13 protein-coding genes and 1 pseudogene are annotated in these 18,770 nt (G+C 53.8%); 8 read left to right on the top strand and 6 right to left on the bottom strand.

Annotated features, from left to right (window positions below; translation table 11 throughout):
- Positions 1–14 precede the first annotated feature (14 nt).
- From PV433_RS31845 to PV433_RS31825, 5 genes and pseudogenes are all read left to right on the top strand, one after another.
- Positions 15–1,781 (top strand): sensor histidine kinase, encoded by a 1,767-nt coding sequence (locus PV433_RS31845; protein ID WP_332075999.1) that lies wholly within the window; start codon positions 15–17, stop codon positions 1,779–1,781.
- Positions 1,778–3,433 carry a response regulator gene (locus tag PV433_RS31840; RefSeq protein ID WP_332075998.1) on the top strand — a complete coding sequence of 552 codons (1,656 nt, stop codon included), beginning with the start codon at positions 1,778–1,780 and terminating at the stop codon, positions 3,431–3,433. The genes PV433_RS31845 and PV433_RS31840 overlap by 4 nt, the downstream gene beginning before the upstream one ends.
- A 123-nt stretch (positions 3,434–3,556) precedes the next feature.
- Positions 3,557–5,446 carry a hypothetical protein gene (locus tag PV433_RS31835; protein WP_332075997.1) on the top strand — a complete coding sequence of 630 codons (1,890 nt, stop codon included), beginning with the start codon at positions 3,557–3,559 and terminating at the stop codon, positions 5,444–5,446.
- Positions 5,443–6,576 (top strand): hypothetical protein, encoded by a 1,134-nt coding sequence (locus PV433_RS31830; RefSeq protein ID WP_332075996.1) that lies wholly within the window; start codon positions 5,443–5,445, stop codon positions 6,574–6,576. Before PV433_RS31835 ends, PV433_RS31830 begins: the two co-directional genes overlap by 4 nt.
- A gap of 40 nt (positions 6,577–6,616) precedes the next feature.
- A pseudogene (locus PV433_RS31825) lies at positions 6,617–6,739 on the top strand (IS110 family transposase); the annotation flags it as partial.
- A 174-nt stretch (positions 6,740–6,913) separates the two neighbouring features.
- Here the strand turns inward: PV433_RS31825 and PV433_RS31820 are convergent.
- The 4 genes from PV433_RS31820 to PV433_RS31805 form a co-directional block, all read right to left on the bottom strand.
- A complete protein-coding gene (locus PV433_RS31820) occupies positions 6,914–8,065 on the bottom strand; it encodes a Ger(x)C family spore germination protein (RefSeq protein WP_332075995.1) in 1,152 nt (383 codons plus the stop codon).
- Positions 8,062–9,288, bottom strand: a complete 1,227-nt coding sequence (locus PV433_RS31815; protein ID WP_332075994.1) for a GerAB/ArcD/ProY family transporter — start codon at positions 9,286–9,288, stop codon at positions 8,062–8,064. The genes PV433_RS31820 and PV433_RS31815 overlap by 4 nt, the downstream gene beginning before the upstream one ends.
- Entirely contained in the window at positions 9,218–10,903 is a 1,686-nt protein-coding gene (locus PV433_RS31810; RefSeq protein ID WP_332075993.1) for a spore germination protein, read from the bottom strand. The genes PV433_RS31815 and PV433_RS31810 overlap by 71 nt, the downstream gene beginning before the upstream one ends.
- Positions 10,904–11,070: 167 nt before the next feature.
- Complete coding sequence (locus PV433_RS31805; RefSeq protein WP_332075992.1) at positions 11,071–11,481, bottom strand: MerR family transcriptional regulator; 411 nt, start codon at positions 11,479–11,481, stop codon at positions 11,071–11,073.
- 561 nt (positions 11,482–12,042) lie between these two features.
- Here PV433_RS31805 and PV433_RS31800 point away from each other — a divergent pair.
- Entirely contained in the window at positions 12,043–14,097 is a 2,055-nt protein-coding gene (locus PV433_RS31800) for an endonuclease MutS2 (RefSeq protein WP_332075991.1), read from the top strand.
- A 164-nt stretch (positions 14,098–14,261) separates the two neighbouring features.
- Here PV433_RS31800 and PV433_RS31795 read toward each other — a convergent pair whose 3' ends face one another.
- Positions 14,262–15,458, bottom strand: coding sequence for a hypothetical protein (locus tag PV433_RS31795; RefSeq protein ID WP_332075990.1), 1,197 nt, complete (start codon positions 15,456–15,458; stop codon positions 14,262–14,264).
- Complete coding sequence (locus PV433_RS31790) at positions 15,445–16,029, bottom strand: RNA polymerase sigma factor (RefSeq protein ID WP_190930866.1); 585 nt, start codon at positions 16,027–16,029, stop codon at positions 15,445–15,447. The genes PV433_RS31795 and PV433_RS31790 overlap by 14 nt, the downstream gene beginning before the upstream one ends.
- 702 nt (positions 16,030–16,731) lie before the next feature.
- Here PV433_RS31790 and PV433_RS31785 point away from each other — a divergent pair.
- Both PV433_RS31785 and PV433_RS31780 read left to right on the top strand, forming a co-directional pair.
- Positions 16,732–17,841: a bifunctional 3-deoxy-7-phosphoheptulonate synthase/chorismate mutase gene (locus PV433_RS31785; RefSeq protein WP_332075989.1), complete on the top strand. Its 1,110-nt coding sequence runs from the start codon at positions 16,732–16,734 to the stop codon at positions 17,839–17,841.
- 98 nt (positions 17,842–17,939) lie between these two features.
- On the top strand, positions 17,940–18,746 hold the full coding sequence (locus PV433_RS31780; protein WP_332075988.1) for a formate/nitrite transporter family protein: 807 nt from the start codon (positions 17,940–17,942) through the stop codon (positions 18,744–18,746).
- The last annotated feature ends 24 nt before the right edge of the window (positions 18,747–18,770 follow it).

Raw genomic sequence — 18,770 nt, 5'->3', positions numbered from 1 at the left:
AGGCTGAATCGGAAATGAACAAAGCGATTTTACTGTTGCGTCGCCAGTTCGAACAACGAATTCGGTGGAGACTGACCAGTTATTTTTTGTTGATTCTCCTTCCTCTTGTTGCAGTCAGTTTATTTGCAAACGCCAAATCCCAAACCGTTTTGACGCGAAAAACGAGCGAACGGACCCAGGCCGGGTTATCTTCGTCTATGGAATATATCGATCTCGTTTTGAGAAATGCGGACAACGTGTCCAGTTCGGTCGCGACGAATCCGCATCTGATCGATTTGCTCCATCAAATCGGCACAAATCCGGATGTAGATTCGCTGCTTCGTTTCCGGCAAGTGGCCGAGGAAATAACGGACATATCATCCATCCATCAAACACTGGATTCCATTTCCATCATCCATGTCCCTTCCAATTACGCAGTGGTAGCGAATTATGGGGGGAAGAGGCTGCAAGCCGCCGAAAAGCATGAAGCGGTTCAAAGAACTTTATCGGCAAGAGGGGCGGCAGTCTTATATGTTCCAGACGGCTATGGCGATTCGTTGAACGGGATGTTCAGCGCCGATCGGATTTATTTTCTAAGAATGATGGACACGTATAACCGGGACCAGCAAACAAGCTTGCTGCTATGGTCGATTCGAAAGGAAACGTTCGCCTCGTGGATCAAGCCGCTGCTTCCTTCCGAACGATCCCAAATGGAGTTATATCCGGACGGCCCGATCCCGGTCATCGAATGGGGGGATAAGACGGTTTCGCCCGCTGAACGAATGATCGAATGGGAAGCGAAAGGACGCTATTCCAAATGGTCGCTCAAAATGGCCCAGCCCATACGGGAGCTTCAAGGGGAAACGGGTCAGCTTCGGCTATTTACCTATTTCATTGCCGGGATCAGCATTTTGTTAGCGTTATGGATCGCCTGGATCGTTTACCACAGCATTTCATCACCGTTGAATCGACTCGTTCAGGCGATGAAGGAGGTTCAATCCGGCGATCTGAACGTTCGGATCGCTGCTCTCCGACAAGATGAGCTTGGATTTGTCGCATCTTCATTCAACCGGATGGTCGAAGAACAGCAACAGTGGATTCAAGGCTATTATGAACAGGAGCTCCGCCTGTCGAAAGCAGAACTGAAATTTTTGCAGTCGCAAATGAATCCCCATTTTTTATACAATACGCTGGACTCGATTTATTGGATGGCGCATCGATATGACGCGGAGGAGATTAAGGAGATGGTGCTTCATCTGTCGAGTTTTTTCCGGCTCAGCCTGAATAAGGGATCTGAAACTTACTCGCTAAAGGAAACGATCGATCATCTGCACGATTACGTACGGATCCAGCAAATCCGGTTTTCGGGACGGTTTACCGTCAGTTACGACATCCCGGACGATGCGGCCGATTTTCCGGTGCTGAAGCTTCTGCTTCAGCCATTGGTAGAAAATGCGTTGCTGCATGGTTTGGAGAGCCGCGAGCAACACGGGCTCTTAAACATATCGGGCAGACTTGAAGACGGGATGCTTGTACTGCGTGTGCAAGATAACGGCGCCGGACTTACCCCGGAACGTCTGAACTATATCCGGGCGGAACTAAACGAGATCAGCCGTTCATCCTCGAAGCTTTCGATGTTTGAAGGGCGTGGATTTCACGATCTGTTCGGATTGCGTAATACGCTTGCCAGAATCAAGCTGTATTACGGACCTGCCGCCGAGCTGGGTATAACGAGTGCTGTAGGCGAAGGCACCGAGGCAGTGCTAAGACTTCCTCTTCCGACTGGCGAGGTGGCGGTATGAAACTATTGATTGTTGAAGACGAACAGTTACTGCGTGAAAGCTTATCGCAAGATATTCCTTGGGAAGATCATGGCATTGAAGTGGCCGGTTTAGCTGCCAACGGTTTGGCAGGGCTCGGGATGGTTCGCCGCAGGCGGCCGGATATCGTGCTGCTGGATGTTCGGATGCCGCATATGAACGGGTTGGAGCTAATCGCTGAGATTAGAAGCTGCGATCCCGAAATAGAGACGATTATTTTGAGCGGCTATGACAATTTCGAATTTGCCCAGAAAGCTGTAGAACTAGGCGTAAGCAGGTACTTGCTGAAGCCTGCAGGAGAAAAACAAATTTTGCAAGCTGTATTGGATGCGGCTGGGCAAATAAGTGCTCGGCAAGAAGATAAGCTGAACCGGCTGGCGCTGCAAGAACATTGGAGGGAACACTTGCCCCAACTGCAGGAGCAGTTTTTGCAGCATTGTTTTTCCGGAATGTATGGCTCAGAAGAGATGGCCCGGCGAGCCAGGGAACTGGGGATGGAATTTCCAGCCGACGGCGCCTTTGCGGCTGCTGTCCTGGATGTTGACTTCTTGTCCGAGAGCGAGATGCCTATCTCGACAGCCGGTATGTCGAAGCTTCATTTTTCGCTGTATGCCGTCATTCGCGATGCGATTATAACTGCGAGCGTCCCTGCGCATGGCGGGGGAGAGGACGGTTTCAACACCCCAATTGCATACAGACTATGTTCGGATGCGGCCGGGAAGACGATCGTGTTGTTTATCGGGTCTGGGGAAGATGAGCGAAACGAGGTCCAGAACCATGCCCACACCATGCTGGTGAAATGGCTCAGCCTGGTGAAGGCCAGCCTGAAGCTGACGGCAAGCGCCGGGGTGAGCGGCACGGCGAATACTCCGGAAGCACTTCCGAGGCTGTACAGACAAGCTTGTGATTCGTTGCAGGAACGTTTCGTACACGGGAGCGATATCGTCATCCCGTATCGTGGGGAGCATGACTTGGAAGAGTATGTACCTTCCTTGCCGCTCGATCTGGAGCGGGAGCTTGAGATTAGTCTGGAAACGGCTGCCGTAACGAAGGCGCTTACGGCCGTGCAAAAGCTTTGGGGGCTCCTGGCCGATTCCGCCCGGACCGCAGATGAACTGCACGAACATCTGTTGTATATGAGCGGTTTGTTCGTCCGGCTCATTCACCGGCAAGGGTGGTCGCCAAAGCAAGTGTTGCAGGACGATTACCGGTATATTCGCCGGTTGGGCAGACTGGCTGCGAAAGACCAGGTGAGCGATTGGCTGCAGCGCGTTACAAGGCGATATGTCGAATACTCGCTCCTGAAACGAAACAGCACAATGAATCGCACGGTGCAACTGCTATTAGAAATCATCGAGCAGGAGATCGATAAAGAGCTCAGCTTGTCCTTACTGGCGAACCGCCTGTTTATGAACGGGTCTTATCTCAGCCGATTGTTTAAACAACACGTCGGCAAGCCCTTCTCCGATTACGTGCTCGAACGGCGGATGGAGCGTTCCAAACAGCTTTTGCACGACGGATGCAAAGTATATGACACCGCTTCGCTCGTCGGATTTAAAGACGATCGTTACTTTTCCAAGGTATTTCGCAAATATTGGGGAATCAGTCCGAGCGAGATCAAGTCAACGAGGTAATGTCTCCCCGATGAAGTAATCAAATTACACGGAAGAAGTCATCGTATCCCACTTATGGCCCCTAACTTTGTTTTGTATAATGAACACGTTTCCAAATACAAAAAGGTTAGGGAGGGATTTACGATGAAACGTTCAGTTCTATCATTACCGCTTGCCCTACTAATGAGTTTGGCGCCGATAACCGGATTTGCCTATTCGCCAGGTGAGGAAGTGCCGATCTCCTATCCGGCCGAAATTTTGAAGTACGATTCGGCAAGCGTTCGCTATTCCAAGACGGGAGGACAGGTATTCGTCTCGAACGCCCCCGAGTCGATTTACGACGACGGTGCACAACGAGCAGACGGCAGTATCATTACAGGCCAAGTCAATTCCACCTTATACCGGGATACCGTACTGGGCTCGTTTCGATTATGGGCGTCGCATTATAACAAATCTTCGCAAACATTAAAGTTTTGGCTCCACGTAGAAAATCGTTCCGAGCAGGATATTTCGCTGTACAAGACCATGCAAGGATATTCCGACACCAGTGTGACGACGGCGGCAAGCCGAGCGACCGTGCAGTTTATGGACAGCGTCCCGGAATCGGCTTTAATTGCCATGATTCCTGCCGGACAGTCGGTCTATTTCGCTTATTCCGATGAGGATAACGTTCGACCCGGAAATGCAATGATATATATTGCCGAGTTTCGGGCGGAGTTCGCGGATCGTTCCGACGCGGAAGTGCGAGTATCGAATGTCGTTACGAACGATCAGGTAACCGATCCGACGCCGTATGCGACTACGGGGACGATTGCGCGAACGAATGCAACCGCAACGACATCGGACGATTATCGGGGACTCCTCGCTCATTGGGGGCGCGAAGGGACAATAGATGTGACCTTAACCGACGAGAACCCGGCGATCGGAATTAAGGTGGCCGATCTGGGCTATGCCGGAGAACAGGAAAGCTTGATGGCGCGGTGGGATGTGCACGGAAACCCGGTGGAGCAGCGGGAAGTCCGGTTTATTATCCCGGGACAACTAAACAAGTTGAGGCTGGCGTACTGGTATACGGATTATCAGATCGGCATCCGGATTACGAACCGCTCATCCTTCCCGGTTGCGCATACCTTATACGGCAGTAACGGGTCGAACCCCGGGTTTATTAATTACCAAATAAACGGCTCCCGGACAGTAAACACTCATTTTAGCAGAAATACGGCGGTTCCGATACATACGGAAAATGATTTTGAGCTTAGAACGATGGTCATGCCTTCTGCCTATCTTCCGTTCGGTCTGTACATCGCGGCGGGGAATCAAAAGGAAGTCCCCCTTGACCTTGCTGTTGTCAAAGCGGAGCATACGTTGTTTCCGGCGGATGTTGCAACCGCCACAAAGTTAATTAACACCCATGTGCCCGAATCCGAACGAGCCCCGCTGCTTGACCGGTTATCGGCCGTTGTGCAGGCGCAGGAAGCTTCCGAACGAGTCGAACGATTGGAGCGCGAGACGAGAGAAGCGGAACAACTGCTGCTCGTCAGCGACTTTTCTGTAAAAGGGAAGCAACGAACCGAGTTGCTCCAAACGCTTCAACAATCCGTACAAGCGGCGGATGAAAATAGCAAAGAAGTGAAAGAGTTGTTATCTGCTATCCATACCGAACAGCCGGTTCTGGCTTCTCGAAAACAAAGCTGGATGGACGCCCTAAACGGGATGCAAGGCCGGCTCCGCTCCATGTCGCAACTGATTGAGGACGCCGGTGATCCGCCTCTAAAAGGAAACGGAAAGGCCGATATCAGAATGAAGCTCGGCACCGGCTCCGTTATCTCGCTGCTGTCTGAACAAGAAGAGAAGATTGTTGACGCATTAGGCTCCCTCGATCGTATAAGCTGGCTGTCCCACGATCGCTCCATAGCCGAAGTTACCCAAGACGGACATGTGAGGACGCTGCGGAACGGAGTTGTCAAACTTACGGGATTTAACGATAAAGGAGTCGTTCACATCTATTTGATTCTTTCCGGGAACGAGAGATGAGCCATAAGCCGCACCTGGGGAAAATCGGGGAAGAAGTAACTATACCTTCCCCGATCGGTTCTCTCGATTATGACAGCGATCAGATTTTGTATCAAATGGCTGGCGGACAAGTATTGGTGTCCAATGCTCCGGAATCGATTTACGACGATGGAGCCCGGCGGGCCGACGGAACTTGCATTACCGGACAAATCAACAGCACGCTGTACCGGGATGAGGTAGAAGGGTCGTTCCGGTTCTGGGCGTTCCATCATAACAAGTCTTCACAAAAGCTCAAATTCTGGATTCATATCTGCAACATAACGGACCATACTGTATCCTTATTTAAGACAATGGACGGATATGGTGACGGCTCAGCCACAAGCGCCGCCTGCACAGCGACGACACGATTTATGAATGCCGTGCCGGAACGGCAATTATTGGCCGTTATTCCCCCTCGCGACTCGTTTTATTTTGCCTATACCGGAAGAGGGATTGAACCGTTGTGCAGTGTTGTATACGTTGCGGAATTTCGTGTGGTAAGTCTGCTTTCCGGTGAGGTTGCGAAAGTATTGGTATCCCATGTAGTGACTCGCTCAGAAGTGGAGGATCCAACCCCGTATGCGATCGCCGGCAGAATCGCGCGTACCAATGCGACAGCTACAACCTCGGATGATTATAGAGGCATTCTACAACATTGGGGTCGCAAGGGCGAGATCCGGATCACGCTGACGGAGGATTGTCCGGTGCAGTGTGTCAAGCTTGCGGGAATCGGTTATGCGGGGGAGCAAGAAAATTTATTATCCCGCTGGGACGTTCTGGGGAACCCAAGAGAGCGGGGAGAGGTACGGTTCATAATTCCGGGTAAGCTGAACAAGCTGAGGCAAGCTTACTGGTACACGGAATATACGATAGATATCCATATCGCGAACAATACTCGACAATCAATCGTTCAAACGTTGTACGGGAGCATCGGAGTCAACCCGGGGTTTGTGCATTATCAATTGAATCATGGGAAAACACAAAGCTATCATTACAACCTGAAAACGGCCGTACGGATCAGCGCGGACCGCGATTTTCGCCTGAGAACGATGGTCATGCCTTCATCGTGGCTTCCCTTAGGTCTGTTCTTCTTGACGGGAGATGGCGTGTGATTCATAAAATTTCCTATGCCGGAAGACTTACATGATTGGGGCTTATTATGACAAGAAAAAGAAAGAGGGCAAGCCCTACAAGGAGGCCGTGATCGCTTGCGCCAACAAGCTTCTCCATCACGTCTATGCCATCCTCACCCGAGGCGAGCCCTATCGCACATAACCAATTTATTCTATAAACTTCCACGCCAATGGAGGTTTATTTGTCATATCCAGTAACATTATAACAAAAAATCTTTTGGGTACCAAGACATGATGCTTGACAAACATTAGCTGGTTACATATCGTCAGGGATGATGAAGGACAGGCCACAGGTTCGTTTCGCGAAGCCGGGCGGTTACCGCATCCCCATGCCGCTGTTGCGCAGCTTCACGTCATAAAACACCCGGATGTCCGCTTCGGGATACTGTTTACTCCAGTCCATATTTTTCCATTGCTTGTTGTGATGCGCCTTAATATAGCTGCCGATGCCGAATGCATCAGTTTGATACTGATGCTGCAATTTGTGAACGAGTTCGGCCGTATATTTCTCCAAATAGGCGGTGGCGTCCTGTTCCAGTTGTTTAATCGTCTCCGGGTTGAACAAATCGATCTCAAACGTCTTTTCCAGCAAATTGCTTTCGATCGAGACATAAATCCGTACGATGACTTGATCGCCGTTAAATGTAACTTTCTTTTTGCTGTTGACAAATTCGGTATTAATCGTCGCAAGCTGTTTCGGATTCCCTTCAAAAGGAAAAACGATATTGCCTCCGTCTCTTCGCTCCCGGATCCGCATCATCCGCCACGTTTCCCGTTCGCTCAGCTTGCCGACCATCCGGTCGCCGCGGAATATGGCGACGCCGCTCCACTTGATATCGTTGCCGTTAACCTCGACATAGTTCATATACGGCTCCCTCGACGCGGAAGAAAGATCAACGAAAAACGTACCCAGATTCACTTCGGGAATACGTCCGTTCCGGGTCCCGTTCTCGATCATCGTCATAATAAATACAGTCGGAATTTGCTCGAGCGTAGGTTTGGCGGCCAGCAGCTCTCTGCCTTCTCCTTTTACGACGATCGGCCACAAAAGCCGGCGTATTTGCGGATCGCGCCGGAACGGGTCCAGAATCTGGGAGAGCCCTGATCTTGCAACTTCCTCTCCGATTGCGATAACGCGGGTATGTCCATAAAACAACTCCTGGTTTAACCGTTTTTGCAAATTTTCAAAGGCGTCGACGACCGTGCGGCCCATTGCGGACATGACTTCCACCGAGTGTTTGCCGTCAGCCCCGCCGCCCCCCGTACTTGAACCGGCGATGCGGATCGGGATCGGGATTTGCACGGTCAGCAATACCATATCCGGATGTTCTTTGGGCTTATCGATCGCGATTGCGACGACGGAAGTGCGCTCCTCGATCTCGCGGCGATCCCAGCATCCGGACGTCAGAAAGGCCGCGATGAGAAGCACGGTCAGCAGCTTCAGCGAAAATCGGCATGATGTGTTCACGTCGACGTCTCCTTTTGTTCTGTGGCGGATTGATTACGGTCCCGGTCGTCCCGATTTTGCTTGCCTCTAGCCAAAGACAGCAGCAGCAGCAAGAGGGGGACGATATAGGCGATAATCATCCCGCTGTTACTGATGAACTTCGAATACTCCAACAGCTTCTCGCCGTTTGGGGGAACCAGGGAGAACCAGTAAAAAGCCGGAAGCAAACAGACGGCTACCCACCGGTGGCTTTTCAGCTTAAACGTGCGCCTGGCGATGGCCGCCGTAGCATAATACATGTTGCCTACCGACGTGAACACGGCCGCCACCCATACTCCGAGAAACGCCGATTCCAGCCGTTCCAGGATGAGGCCGGGAACCTCGCTTGTTTTAACCAGCTCCAGAGTCGGCCAAGCCAGAAGGCGAAGTTCCCCCACTCCGAATACGGAGATACCGGATATGACGATCAGAACATAGATCAGACCGGGGATCGCGATGCCGATCATGCCGCCGGACATCCGTTTGCCGCCTTGCTCCGTGTCGGCAAAAAAAATCATCATCATCTCGAAGCCGAGATAAGAGCTTGCCGTATAAACGATACCCTTAAGCAAACCCGTCCAGTTTCCGTTAAAAATCGGCAATAGGTTGTCGATCTTCGCGCTTTGGAACGACGACAAGGCAATGACAAGCACCGGTATGACGATGATAGGCAGTAAAATCTCATTGACGCGGGCCACTACTTCCTCGTCATACATGACGAAGATGAAACCCGTGATGAGCATCGTGGCGATCACTACTTCCAGAGGCGTCTTGGGCAAAACCGTCGTAACGACGACATCTCCGAACGTTCGGGCGACTAAAGCTGTCGAAGCTGCCCAAAACAAGAAGTAGGCCAAAAAAATCGGGAATCCGGCAATACGTCCGATCCACGGATAACGGCTCGGCCCGAGCATGCGGGCCGTGAATTCGACGATCGTCTGTCCCGGGTGCCGGTTGGAAAGCTTCACGATAACGGTCATTGCAAGCATGGCCAGCAGCGCTCCTCCGATCGCTACGATCCAGCCGCTTTCTCCGGATGTTTCAGCCGTTCGGCGGGGCAAAGTCAACACCCCGATCCCAATCAGGCTGCTGGCGATAATGGCGCTGGATTGCCGGATCGTAATCTGAAAAGGCTCATCCGCTTGGTTCCGGTCCGCTGCCGTCTCCGGTCCGCTGTTCGTTCTGCTGTCTGTTGTCCGATCCATGTTGTCCGCCTCCCGTCTGCCCGGCTTTGTGCGAAGCGCGCCGTTTATCAAGCGGTTTGAAAAAAGTCGGCCTTTTCGTCATCCACTGAAGCGGTGCCCGCAGAAAGGTGTCTTTCAAATCCCCGAACCGGCTGGGGGTTAAAGGAGCCAAATACGGGACGCCGAACGATTTCAGCGAGCACAGGTGAATGATGATCAGGATAAGCAGCAGCATGATGCCGTATAATCCGAAAAGCGCCGCTGCGACCATCATCGGAAACCGGAGCATCCGCAGTGCGATTGCCGCACTGTAGCTCGGAGCCGCGAACGAGCCGATCGTCGTCAACGCAACGATGATGACCATGATCGGGCTCACGATACCGGCTTGAACGGCCGCTTGTCCGACAACGAGCGCCCCCACGATTCCGATGGTCGGACCGATCGGTCCGGGGAGCCGGACGCTCGCTTCCCGCAATATCTCCATCGTAACCTCCATCAGGAATGCTTCCACGATCGAAGGGAAAGGGACCGTCGATCTTCCCGCCGCCATCGCGATAACGAGCCGGGATGGGATCATTTCCGGATGGAACGAGCTGAAGGCGATGTAGAGCGAAGGCAGCAGCAGCGCCATCGCCATGCTGACCACGCGGATCAGCCGGATTAACGTGCCGATCAGAAACCGCTCATAATAGTCTTCCGGACTGTGATAAAATTGCGAGAATACGGCCGGCGCGATCAGAACGAAGGGGGTTCCGTCGCAGATGACGATCACTTTGCCTTCGAGCAGATTGGCCGTCGCTTTGTCCGGTCTTTCCGTATTTTGAATGAGAGGGAAAGGGGTCCAGTGGCTGTCTTCGATCACCTGCTCCAAATATCCGCTCTCCAGCGCGGCATCGATGTCGATGGACCGGATCCGGGCGACCACTTCTTCGAGTATTTTCGGATTCGTTAGTCCTTCCACATGGACGACGGCTACATCGGTGTTCGACCGACGGCCCACCGTAATATACTGGATGCGAAGATTCGGATCTTTCAATCTCCGGCGGATCTGCGCCGTGTTGATGCATAACGTCTCCGTAAATCCGTCCCTTGGGCCGCGTACGACCGATTCGGTGCGGGGTTCGTCGATCCCGCGCCTTTCCCAGCCTTTGGAATTAAGCAGGATCGCCGTCTCCGAGCCTTCCAGCAGCAGAACCGAATCGCCGGACAAAATGGTGCGGATCACACTGTTCAGCCGGTCCGTATGATGGATTTCGCCGATGGGGATTCCGGTCTTATACAGCCAATCGGCCGAGGACGGAGACTGGCCATCCGAATCGGGCAGACTGCCCGCAGACATAAGCGGCAAAATAATGTTTTCGTTAACGGTTTCCGTATTGGTCAACCCGTCGAAGAAAATAACAGCCGCCTGCAGCTTTCCTTTTGCGACTAGAAAACGGCGAATGACCAAATCGCTGCTGTTTCCAAAAATCGAACGGACCGCCTCCACATTCGTGTCCAGATCGGCGGTCAGAGGAATATGATCATAGGCGGATACGCTTTTCTCGTACCGGTTGTCCAACTCGGCCTGAAATCGTTTGGTACGGCGCTTCAATAAGTCCGACAATGCAATCGGTTGGCGAAACTTGTAGCTCATCCTGCGGTCACCTCGTTCCATTAGGTTTCCCATAGGAGGAAAAATATACGACGTATACGATTTTGCTTTTGACAAAACCGGGAAATGACAAAAAAACCTTCAATTCCACAATTAAAGCGGATTGAAGGTTTCGATATCTTGGACCAGCTTTCCCGGTTGTTCATCCGTCAGCCCGGATCGCGGCCGTTTTCTAGTAACGATTCGTTAGCGCAGCTGCCCGCGGTCTTCTCCTGTTCGTCCAGCATCGCCCTAACCCGCTCTTCCAGATTGGATTTAATCCGTGATAACAGCTGGATTTGCTCTTCCAGCTCGGCGATTTTCGTTTCGTATACGGGCAGGACGTCCCGGCAGAACGCTTCTTTATTTTGCATCACACTGTGAAGAAATCCGGCGATTTGCTCGGTTGTGAAGCCGAGGTTGATATAAAACCGGATCGTCTCGACCTGTTCGACGGCGAAAGGGCTGTACTCCCGGTATCCGTTGTCTGCACGGAACGGACTTATCAGCTTTTGCTGCTCGTAATAACGCAGCGAGCGAAGACTGGCTCCGGTTTTGGCGGCAAGTTCCCCGATTCTCATCATTGCACCTCCGTTGGTATAAACCTTGACATCAATGTTAAGGTCAAGAGCGAGTGCCTGTTTTAACGTTAAAGGCTGGTTCACTCTATCAAAGGGGTAAAGCAAACGAAAGTCTAGAAGCCTTTCTAATTGTAACCGATCCGGGAGCGCCGGGGGAGGGCGAGAAGTCCGAATACACTAAAAAGCTTGACGGCAGGGCAGCGGACATATATAATCGGGTTATCTTTGAACTGGGAGAGATTTTGATGTCGGTGTGCGTTCTTAACTAATCCAATTCCATAATGAGGCAGATGGGGTACGAGGAATACGAACTGTCCGTAACAGGACGTTTATTTTTCTATGCCCGTCAGCGAGCCTCGGAATTTAGTTAAGAACAGCGGATATCATCATTGCCCTAGATATCTTTATCTACGAGCCAATCCGTGCTGTCTTTGAGCACGTTTTTTTAGTTGTATTTGGCATGCGCGGATAAGGACTGAGGAAGGCAAGAATGACTAAGCTCATTCTTTGCCTTCCTTTTTTTTGTTTTCTATACAAAAGAACCAGAGGAGCGGATCCAACATGAATCATTACGCCTTACAAAGACTGGAATACGAGAAGGTTACGAACCGGGTAGCGGATTATGCGGTATCGTATTTGGGGAAGCGCCATGTGGAAGCGCTGCGCCCGATGACGGAGCTTAAAACGGTGAGAACGGCTCTGGATGAGACGGCGGAAGCGCTGACCGTCCTGAACAACGGAGCCAGCGTGCCGATCCCGTCGCTGAGCGGTATTGAAACCGTTCTTCAGCTGTCGGGGACAGGGTATGTGTTCAGCGAACAGGACTTTACCAATATCAGGCTGTTTTTGCAGGGATGCGAACAGCTTCAAACGTATATGGCGGCCAAATCGTCCGTCGCTCCGCGCATCGCCGGTTATGCGGAATCGATGCACGAGCTGTCCGGGCTGAAGCGGGAGATCGACCGCTGCATCCGGAACGGGCAAGTAGATGACGGGGCGAGCCGGGATCTGCTGAAAGCTCGCCGAAAAATTGCCGCCGTGTCGGAAAAAATTAAAACACGGATGGACGCGCTGATGAGCAGGCATCGTTCCATCATGCAGGAAAATTTGTTCAGCGTCCGTTCGGGCCGGTATGTGCTGCCGATTAAGAAAGAACACCGGAAGCTCGTATCCGGATCCGTGCTGGACGAGTCGTCCAGCGGTCAGACCGTCTATATCGAGCCCCAGGAGATCGCCCACCTGCAGCACGAGCTGGCCGGTTTGCGCGCCGAAGAGGCGAAGGAGGAGGAAAAGGTGCTCGCCCATTTGACCGGACTGGTGGAAGAAGCCGATTACGAGCTGAAGCTGAATGTGGAGACGATCGGAACGTACGATTTCTTGTTCGCCAAAGCGAAGTTTGCGCTGTCAGTTAACGGCAGAAACGTCGGGCTGAACGACAGCGGCGTCATCCGTTTGCGCAACGCGGTTCATCCGCTGCTTGGAGGCGGCACGGTTCCGCTTAACTTTACAATCGGAAGATCGCATTCGTCGCTGGTTATAACCGGTCCGAACACCGGGGGCAAAACGATCGCATTAAAAACGGTGGGGCTGCTCACCTTGATGGCTCAATCGGGCCTGCTCGTGCCGGCCGACGAGGGGAGCGAGCTTGCGGTCTTCCGTCATGTGGCGGCAGATATCGGAGACGGCCAAAGCATCGAGCAATCGCTCAGCACGTTTTCAGCGCATATCCGGAATATGGTCGGGATTTTGGATATTGCGGACGGCTCGACGCTCGTTTTGCTCGACGAGCTGGCTTCCGGAACGGACCCCGGAGAAGGAGTAGGTCTCTCGATCGCCATCTTGGAGGCACTGCACGAAAGGGGCGCCACGGTTGTCGCTACGACCCACTTCAACGAAATCAAACATTTTGCCTCACGGACCCGGGGATTTCAGAACGCCCGCATGGAATTCGACGCCGAAACGCTGCAGCCGCTGTACCGTCTGCGCATCGGAGAGGCGGGGCAGAGCTACGCATTTTTGATCGCCAAGAAGCTGGGAATCTCTGCGGACATTATCTCGCGCTCGGAACAGTTAACCCAGGCACGAGGGGGCGGCGGCGCGGACTTTGCTGAAGGTGACGGACACGCGGAGCCGGATTGTCCGCATAGTCCGGAGCTAGAGCAGGTGCTAAACCCGGAATCGGCACAGGTTCGGCCGGAAGAGCCGCAGGAACCGTCTCGGGAAGAGCGGCGGGATAGACGGATGACATCGGGTGAACGGCAAGAAGTGTCTGGAGCGGGACAGCCTTCCGGGGAAGCGGAACGGAGCGAAGCGGCCGACGCAGACAAAAAGCTGGAGATCGGCGACTGTGTGTTCATCTCCTATCTGGGCAAAACCGGAATCGTCTGCGAAGCGGAGGATGCGAGAGGGAATGTCGGCGTGATGATCCAGAAGCAGCGGTTTAAAATTAACCGGAAGCGGCTAGCGCTGCATATCGCCAAAAGCGAGCTGTACCCGGACAATTACGACATGGACATCGTTTTCGAATCGAAGGAGGACCGAAAGAAGCGAAAGCTGATGAGCCGCAAACATGTGGAAGGATTAACGATCGTCAAGAAGCCGGAATCGGACGGGTAAATCCGATACAGCCGGAAAACGAGCGGTAGCCGATGCCCGAAGCGTTCGAACGATAAGCGGGCTTGCGGCTGCGCCGTGGACCGGATGAAGCGGTCGGGTATACTGGGGAACCAAAATACGGCTCAAGCCTGCCCGAACCGCCGGGAAGCTTGAGCCTTTTTGGTTTAACGGAGCAATTGGGAGGTTTTGACCGCCCATTCCTCCACATAGTGATCGGTTGCCCACTGCGCCATAACGACGGTTTCCTTTGGCTTCAGCTTGATCGTAAGCGCAGGCTCCCCGGACAGCTGATCCGGACTGCCGAATACGAGCAGCAGCCCGTCGGACGATACGACAGTCATATCTTTGGCCGGCGAAGAGAACGAGTCGGATGCGCCGGGAAACCGGGTGCCGAGCTCGCTCCAGGCGCAGCACGGCTCGTCGTGATTGACGACCGTTTTGGGGAGCTGCGCGTTAATTTGCCGGTACGTTTCGAGCAGGGCGGGTTTGGAGGAGGCCGACTCGGCCGCCTTCTCGGCGGTCATCGGAACCCAGCGGCCCTGGCTGCGGGCTACGAACCATTCGCGCGTCGTATAATCGGGCGCCGTCGTATTCACTTGCAGCACCTCGCTCAGCGAGACCGGCTCGCGTTTGCCCGCCAAGCTTGGGATCGTCGTGGTCCACATTTTGCTGCTGGGGCTGGAAACGTTTCCGGCGATCGTTTCGTTCGTCTCGCCGATCGAGACGTATTCGTTGCCGGCGAACAAAATTCGTTCGGCATGTACGACCTTTTCGTTCGGATTGTCCCGGAACAGTGTCGGAGCGATGCTCCGCGGTTCCGCTGCGCGCTGGGAAGCCGGACGCGCCGCAAAAAACTCGAAGCGGTCCGTCACGGTCTCGTAACGAAGCTGATCGATTTTCCAGAAATCGCGCTTATAAGGTACCAATATGCCGCTGCCTTGAGCGACTACAGCCGGACGGTCGTTTTTGGGTGCGATATACAACGTCCGGTAAGTCACGTCCCGGTCGTCGTTGCGCAGGCCGATCAGCAGCCCGGACTTGAACGATTCCTGCAAATCGTAGCCGGCGCTGAACATAGAGAGCTCTTGCTGCTGCGGCTGCTGAATTTCGACTGTATTCGGTATTGCGATTTCCGCCGTTTTGTCGCTGTACAGAACGACAGAGGTGAAGACGGCGAGCATAACGATAATCGAGCATACGTAACCGGCCATCGCAAACCACGACCTGGAACTTTTTTCTTTCTCGTCCACGCGCTCTTCGATCCTCATGCGAAGCTGGTCCGTAAATCCTTTGCGGGGCAAAGGGCCGGATGACAGCTCTCGTTCTAGTTCGGCTTCCATATCGGCGTCAATCTGTTTCATGTATTCCGCGCTCCTTCGCCTTCAAAATGTTAAGCCGCGCATGGTGCAGCCTCGATTTGACCGTTCCGACGCTGATTCCAAGCACGTCGGCGATCTCTTTCATCGATAATTGATGGTGGGCGAATAAAATGAGTACTTCTCTATATTTAGGCGGTAACTGCAACACTTGGGCCCAAATGCCGTTAACCGACATATTTTCCATCGCTTCATTCTCCGCCGAACGGTGAGAGCCGTGGGGGGAGATGACGTCCATTAACGTCACCCTGCGCCAAAACGCGGATCGTTTATAATCAAGCGCTGTATTGCGCGTTATCGTAAGCAGCCATGTTTTGACGGACGATTCTCCGCGAAACGAGGTCAGTCTCCGGTATACTTTCAAGAAGACGTCCTGTGTAATATCGTCGGCCAAATCGGTTTTGCGGCATATGCTGAATGCATAATTCCATACATCGTCGCCGTAGGCGGTCATCAGTTCGCGCAAGATCGCCTTCTGATCAGTCGTCTCGGCTATGTATCTCAAATAATCGAAATTTTCGCTGGCGCCGGTTTCCACTTGCTTCACCTCTTTCATTAGACGGTGCCTCCCCTTGACCGGTTCAAAATCCGGCCCTTGCCAAATTTATGCACTTTCCTAAGTATAACAGGGAGACGCGCGAGCCGCATCGGAAAATGTTGGGGCGGCCCGAATTATCCCGAAATCGCGCGAATATCGAGGCTGTCGATTCATTGAGAGCTCAAACAGGTTGTCCGGAATCCCTTGATTGAATAAGGATTGTAAGGTAGGGGATTCCAGACAAAACTCGCCAGTGCCAAGGACGCCGGCAGACGTTTACCTTTGTGCTGCGTTAAAGCTTCCCAGCAGTCTATTGCGTAAATCGTCTGAATCTTCTATAATCTGGTTTAACATTCCAAGACGATGACGGAGACAAGTAAGCCGATCACGGTTCTTACCAGGGACGGAGCGCCGACAGACTGAGAGCGCCCGAATGGACCGGACGGCCGAAATTCACTCCCGAGTCGGGCCTTGAACGAGGAAACTGCGCTTGATTCCGATCGAGCGGTTGCCCCAGTAGAGACGCCCCGGACGCACGCCGTTAACGTGCATCGAGTGAGAACTACGCATGGCTACGCCGGCAGCCGTCGTTTTTCTAATAAGGGTGGTACCGCGGTTCCCCGTCCCTTTTGGACGTGGGGCTTTTTTGCGTTCACAGAAACAAACGGGCTCCGAACAGCGCCCGTTCACCAAAATAAAATAGATGTAGGAGAGAACCCGATGAAAACTACGGAACTGCATGAACTTAGAGGCCGCTTGGACGGCATTAACGAGCAACTGCTGGAGCTGCTAAACGAAAGAGCGCGGATCGGCGTGTTAATCGGCGAAATCAAACAAAGTCTGGGTGTGCCGGTTCACGACCCGCAGCGGGAGAAGCAGATGCTCGACCGGCTTGCGGCAAGCAACGAAGGGCCGTTCGACGATCAGACGATCCGTCATCTGTTCAAAGAAATATTCAAAGCTACGCTTCAGCTGCAGCAGCCCGAGCGCAAGAAGCAGCCGCTGCTTGTCAGCCGCAGGAAGGAGCAGGCGGATACGGTGATCCGGCTCCGGGGTACGGCGATCGGAGGTGCCAATTCGGTGCTCGTCGCAGGACCTTGCTCGGTGGAAAGCCGGGAGCAGGTGATGGAGGTCGCCGCCAGCCTGAAGCGTGCGGGGGTGCCGGTTATGCGCGGCGGGGCGTTTAAGCCGCGTACGTCGCCTTACGATTTTCAGGGGCTCGGCTTCGAAGGGCTGCGTCTGCTGAAGGAAGCGGCCGACGAGTACGGTCTGCTGACGATCAGCGAGATTGTCGATCCGAGACATCTGGAGCAAGCGGCCGAGTACATCGATATTGTGCAGATCGGGGCGCGCAACATGCATAATTTCGAGCTGCTGAAAGCGGCGGGCGAATTGCGCAAGCCGGTGCTGCTGAAGCGGGGGCTCGCCGCGACGTTGGACGAATTTCTGCATGCGGCCGAATACATCGTATCCAGAGGGAATACGCAGGTTATGCTGATTGAACGGGGAATTCGCACTTACGAGAAATGGACCCGCAACACGCTCGATATTTCGGCCGTGCCGATTCTGAAGAAAGAAAGCCATCTGCCTGTACTTGTCGATGTGAGCCATTCGACCGGCCGCAAAGATATTATGATCCCGTGCGCCAAGGCGGCGCTCGCAGCCGGAGCGGACGGCATCATGGCGGAGGTGCATCCGAATCCGCCGGCGGCGCTGTCCGACGCGGACCAGCAGCTCGATATCGAGGAATTCGAGGAGTTCGTCCGCGAGGTGAAGGCGTCGGGTTTGTACCGGGAATCCGCAGGCGCGAGTCTCAAGCTCGGGTTGTAATCGTACTGTGAAATAAGTCACATCCGAATCGTCCGGACGGCTGTTATTCTGTATATAGTGAATAACTGCCAAGTAAGGCACCGGAAGGTCGGATGCGTATGCCTTATCACAAGCCACCCCACATTGCGGCGATCGCCGTGGAGTCGGGCGTATATAAGACGTCGCTCGGCTGGGCCCGCTCATCCGCGTTAGGCGTGATGGCCGGAGCTTTTATCGCACTAGGTTTTTTGCTCCATATCCGCATCGCGGCGGTATTCCCGGACGCATGGTCCGGCGTCGGCACCCTGGCGGGGGCGGCGGTGTTTCCGCTCGGTCTCATTCTGACTTTGCTGGCGGGCGGCGAACTGCTCACCGGGAATATGATGGCCGTTCCCGTCGCCAGACTGGCCGGGAAAATCTCGACACGGCAGCTGCTCGTGAATTGGGCGTGCGTCACGGCCGGCAATTTTCTCGGCGCGATGCTGGTCGCATACTTATTCGGCCATGTGGCGGGTCTGACCGCGGCCGAACCTTATATGAGCCAGACGGCGGCGATCGCGCTGCATAAGCTGGAGGATACGTTCCTGCAGGCGTTCGTCTCCGGCATCGGCTGCAACTGGCTGGTCGCGTTGGCGGTATGGCTCGCGTACGGAGCTGACGATATCGCCGGCAAAATCGCCGGCATCTGGTTCCCTACGATGGCGTTCGTGGCGATCGGTTTTCAGCACGTGGTTGCGAATATGTTCGTCATCCCGGCCGCCATCTTTGAAGGATACGCGACCTGGGGCGACTACATCCGCAATTTCATTCCGGTATATCTCGGAAACGCGGTCGGCGGCTCGTTGTTCGTAGGGACGGTGTACTGGTTCGTCTACTTGCGGAAGCCGGGCTCCCGGTCCGCCGCGCCGGGCCGGCGTTCCGCGTAAGCCGCGGAGCTGACGGGCATGACG

Origin of the sequence: Paenibacillus sp. GYB004 (assembly GCF_036577605.1) — a bacterium.
Lineage (GTDB): Bacteria > Bacillota > Bacilli > Paenibacillales > NBRC-103111 > Paenibacillus_AB > Paenibacillus_AB oceani.
This window is presented reverse-complemented; position numbering and strand designations above follow the sequence as displayed.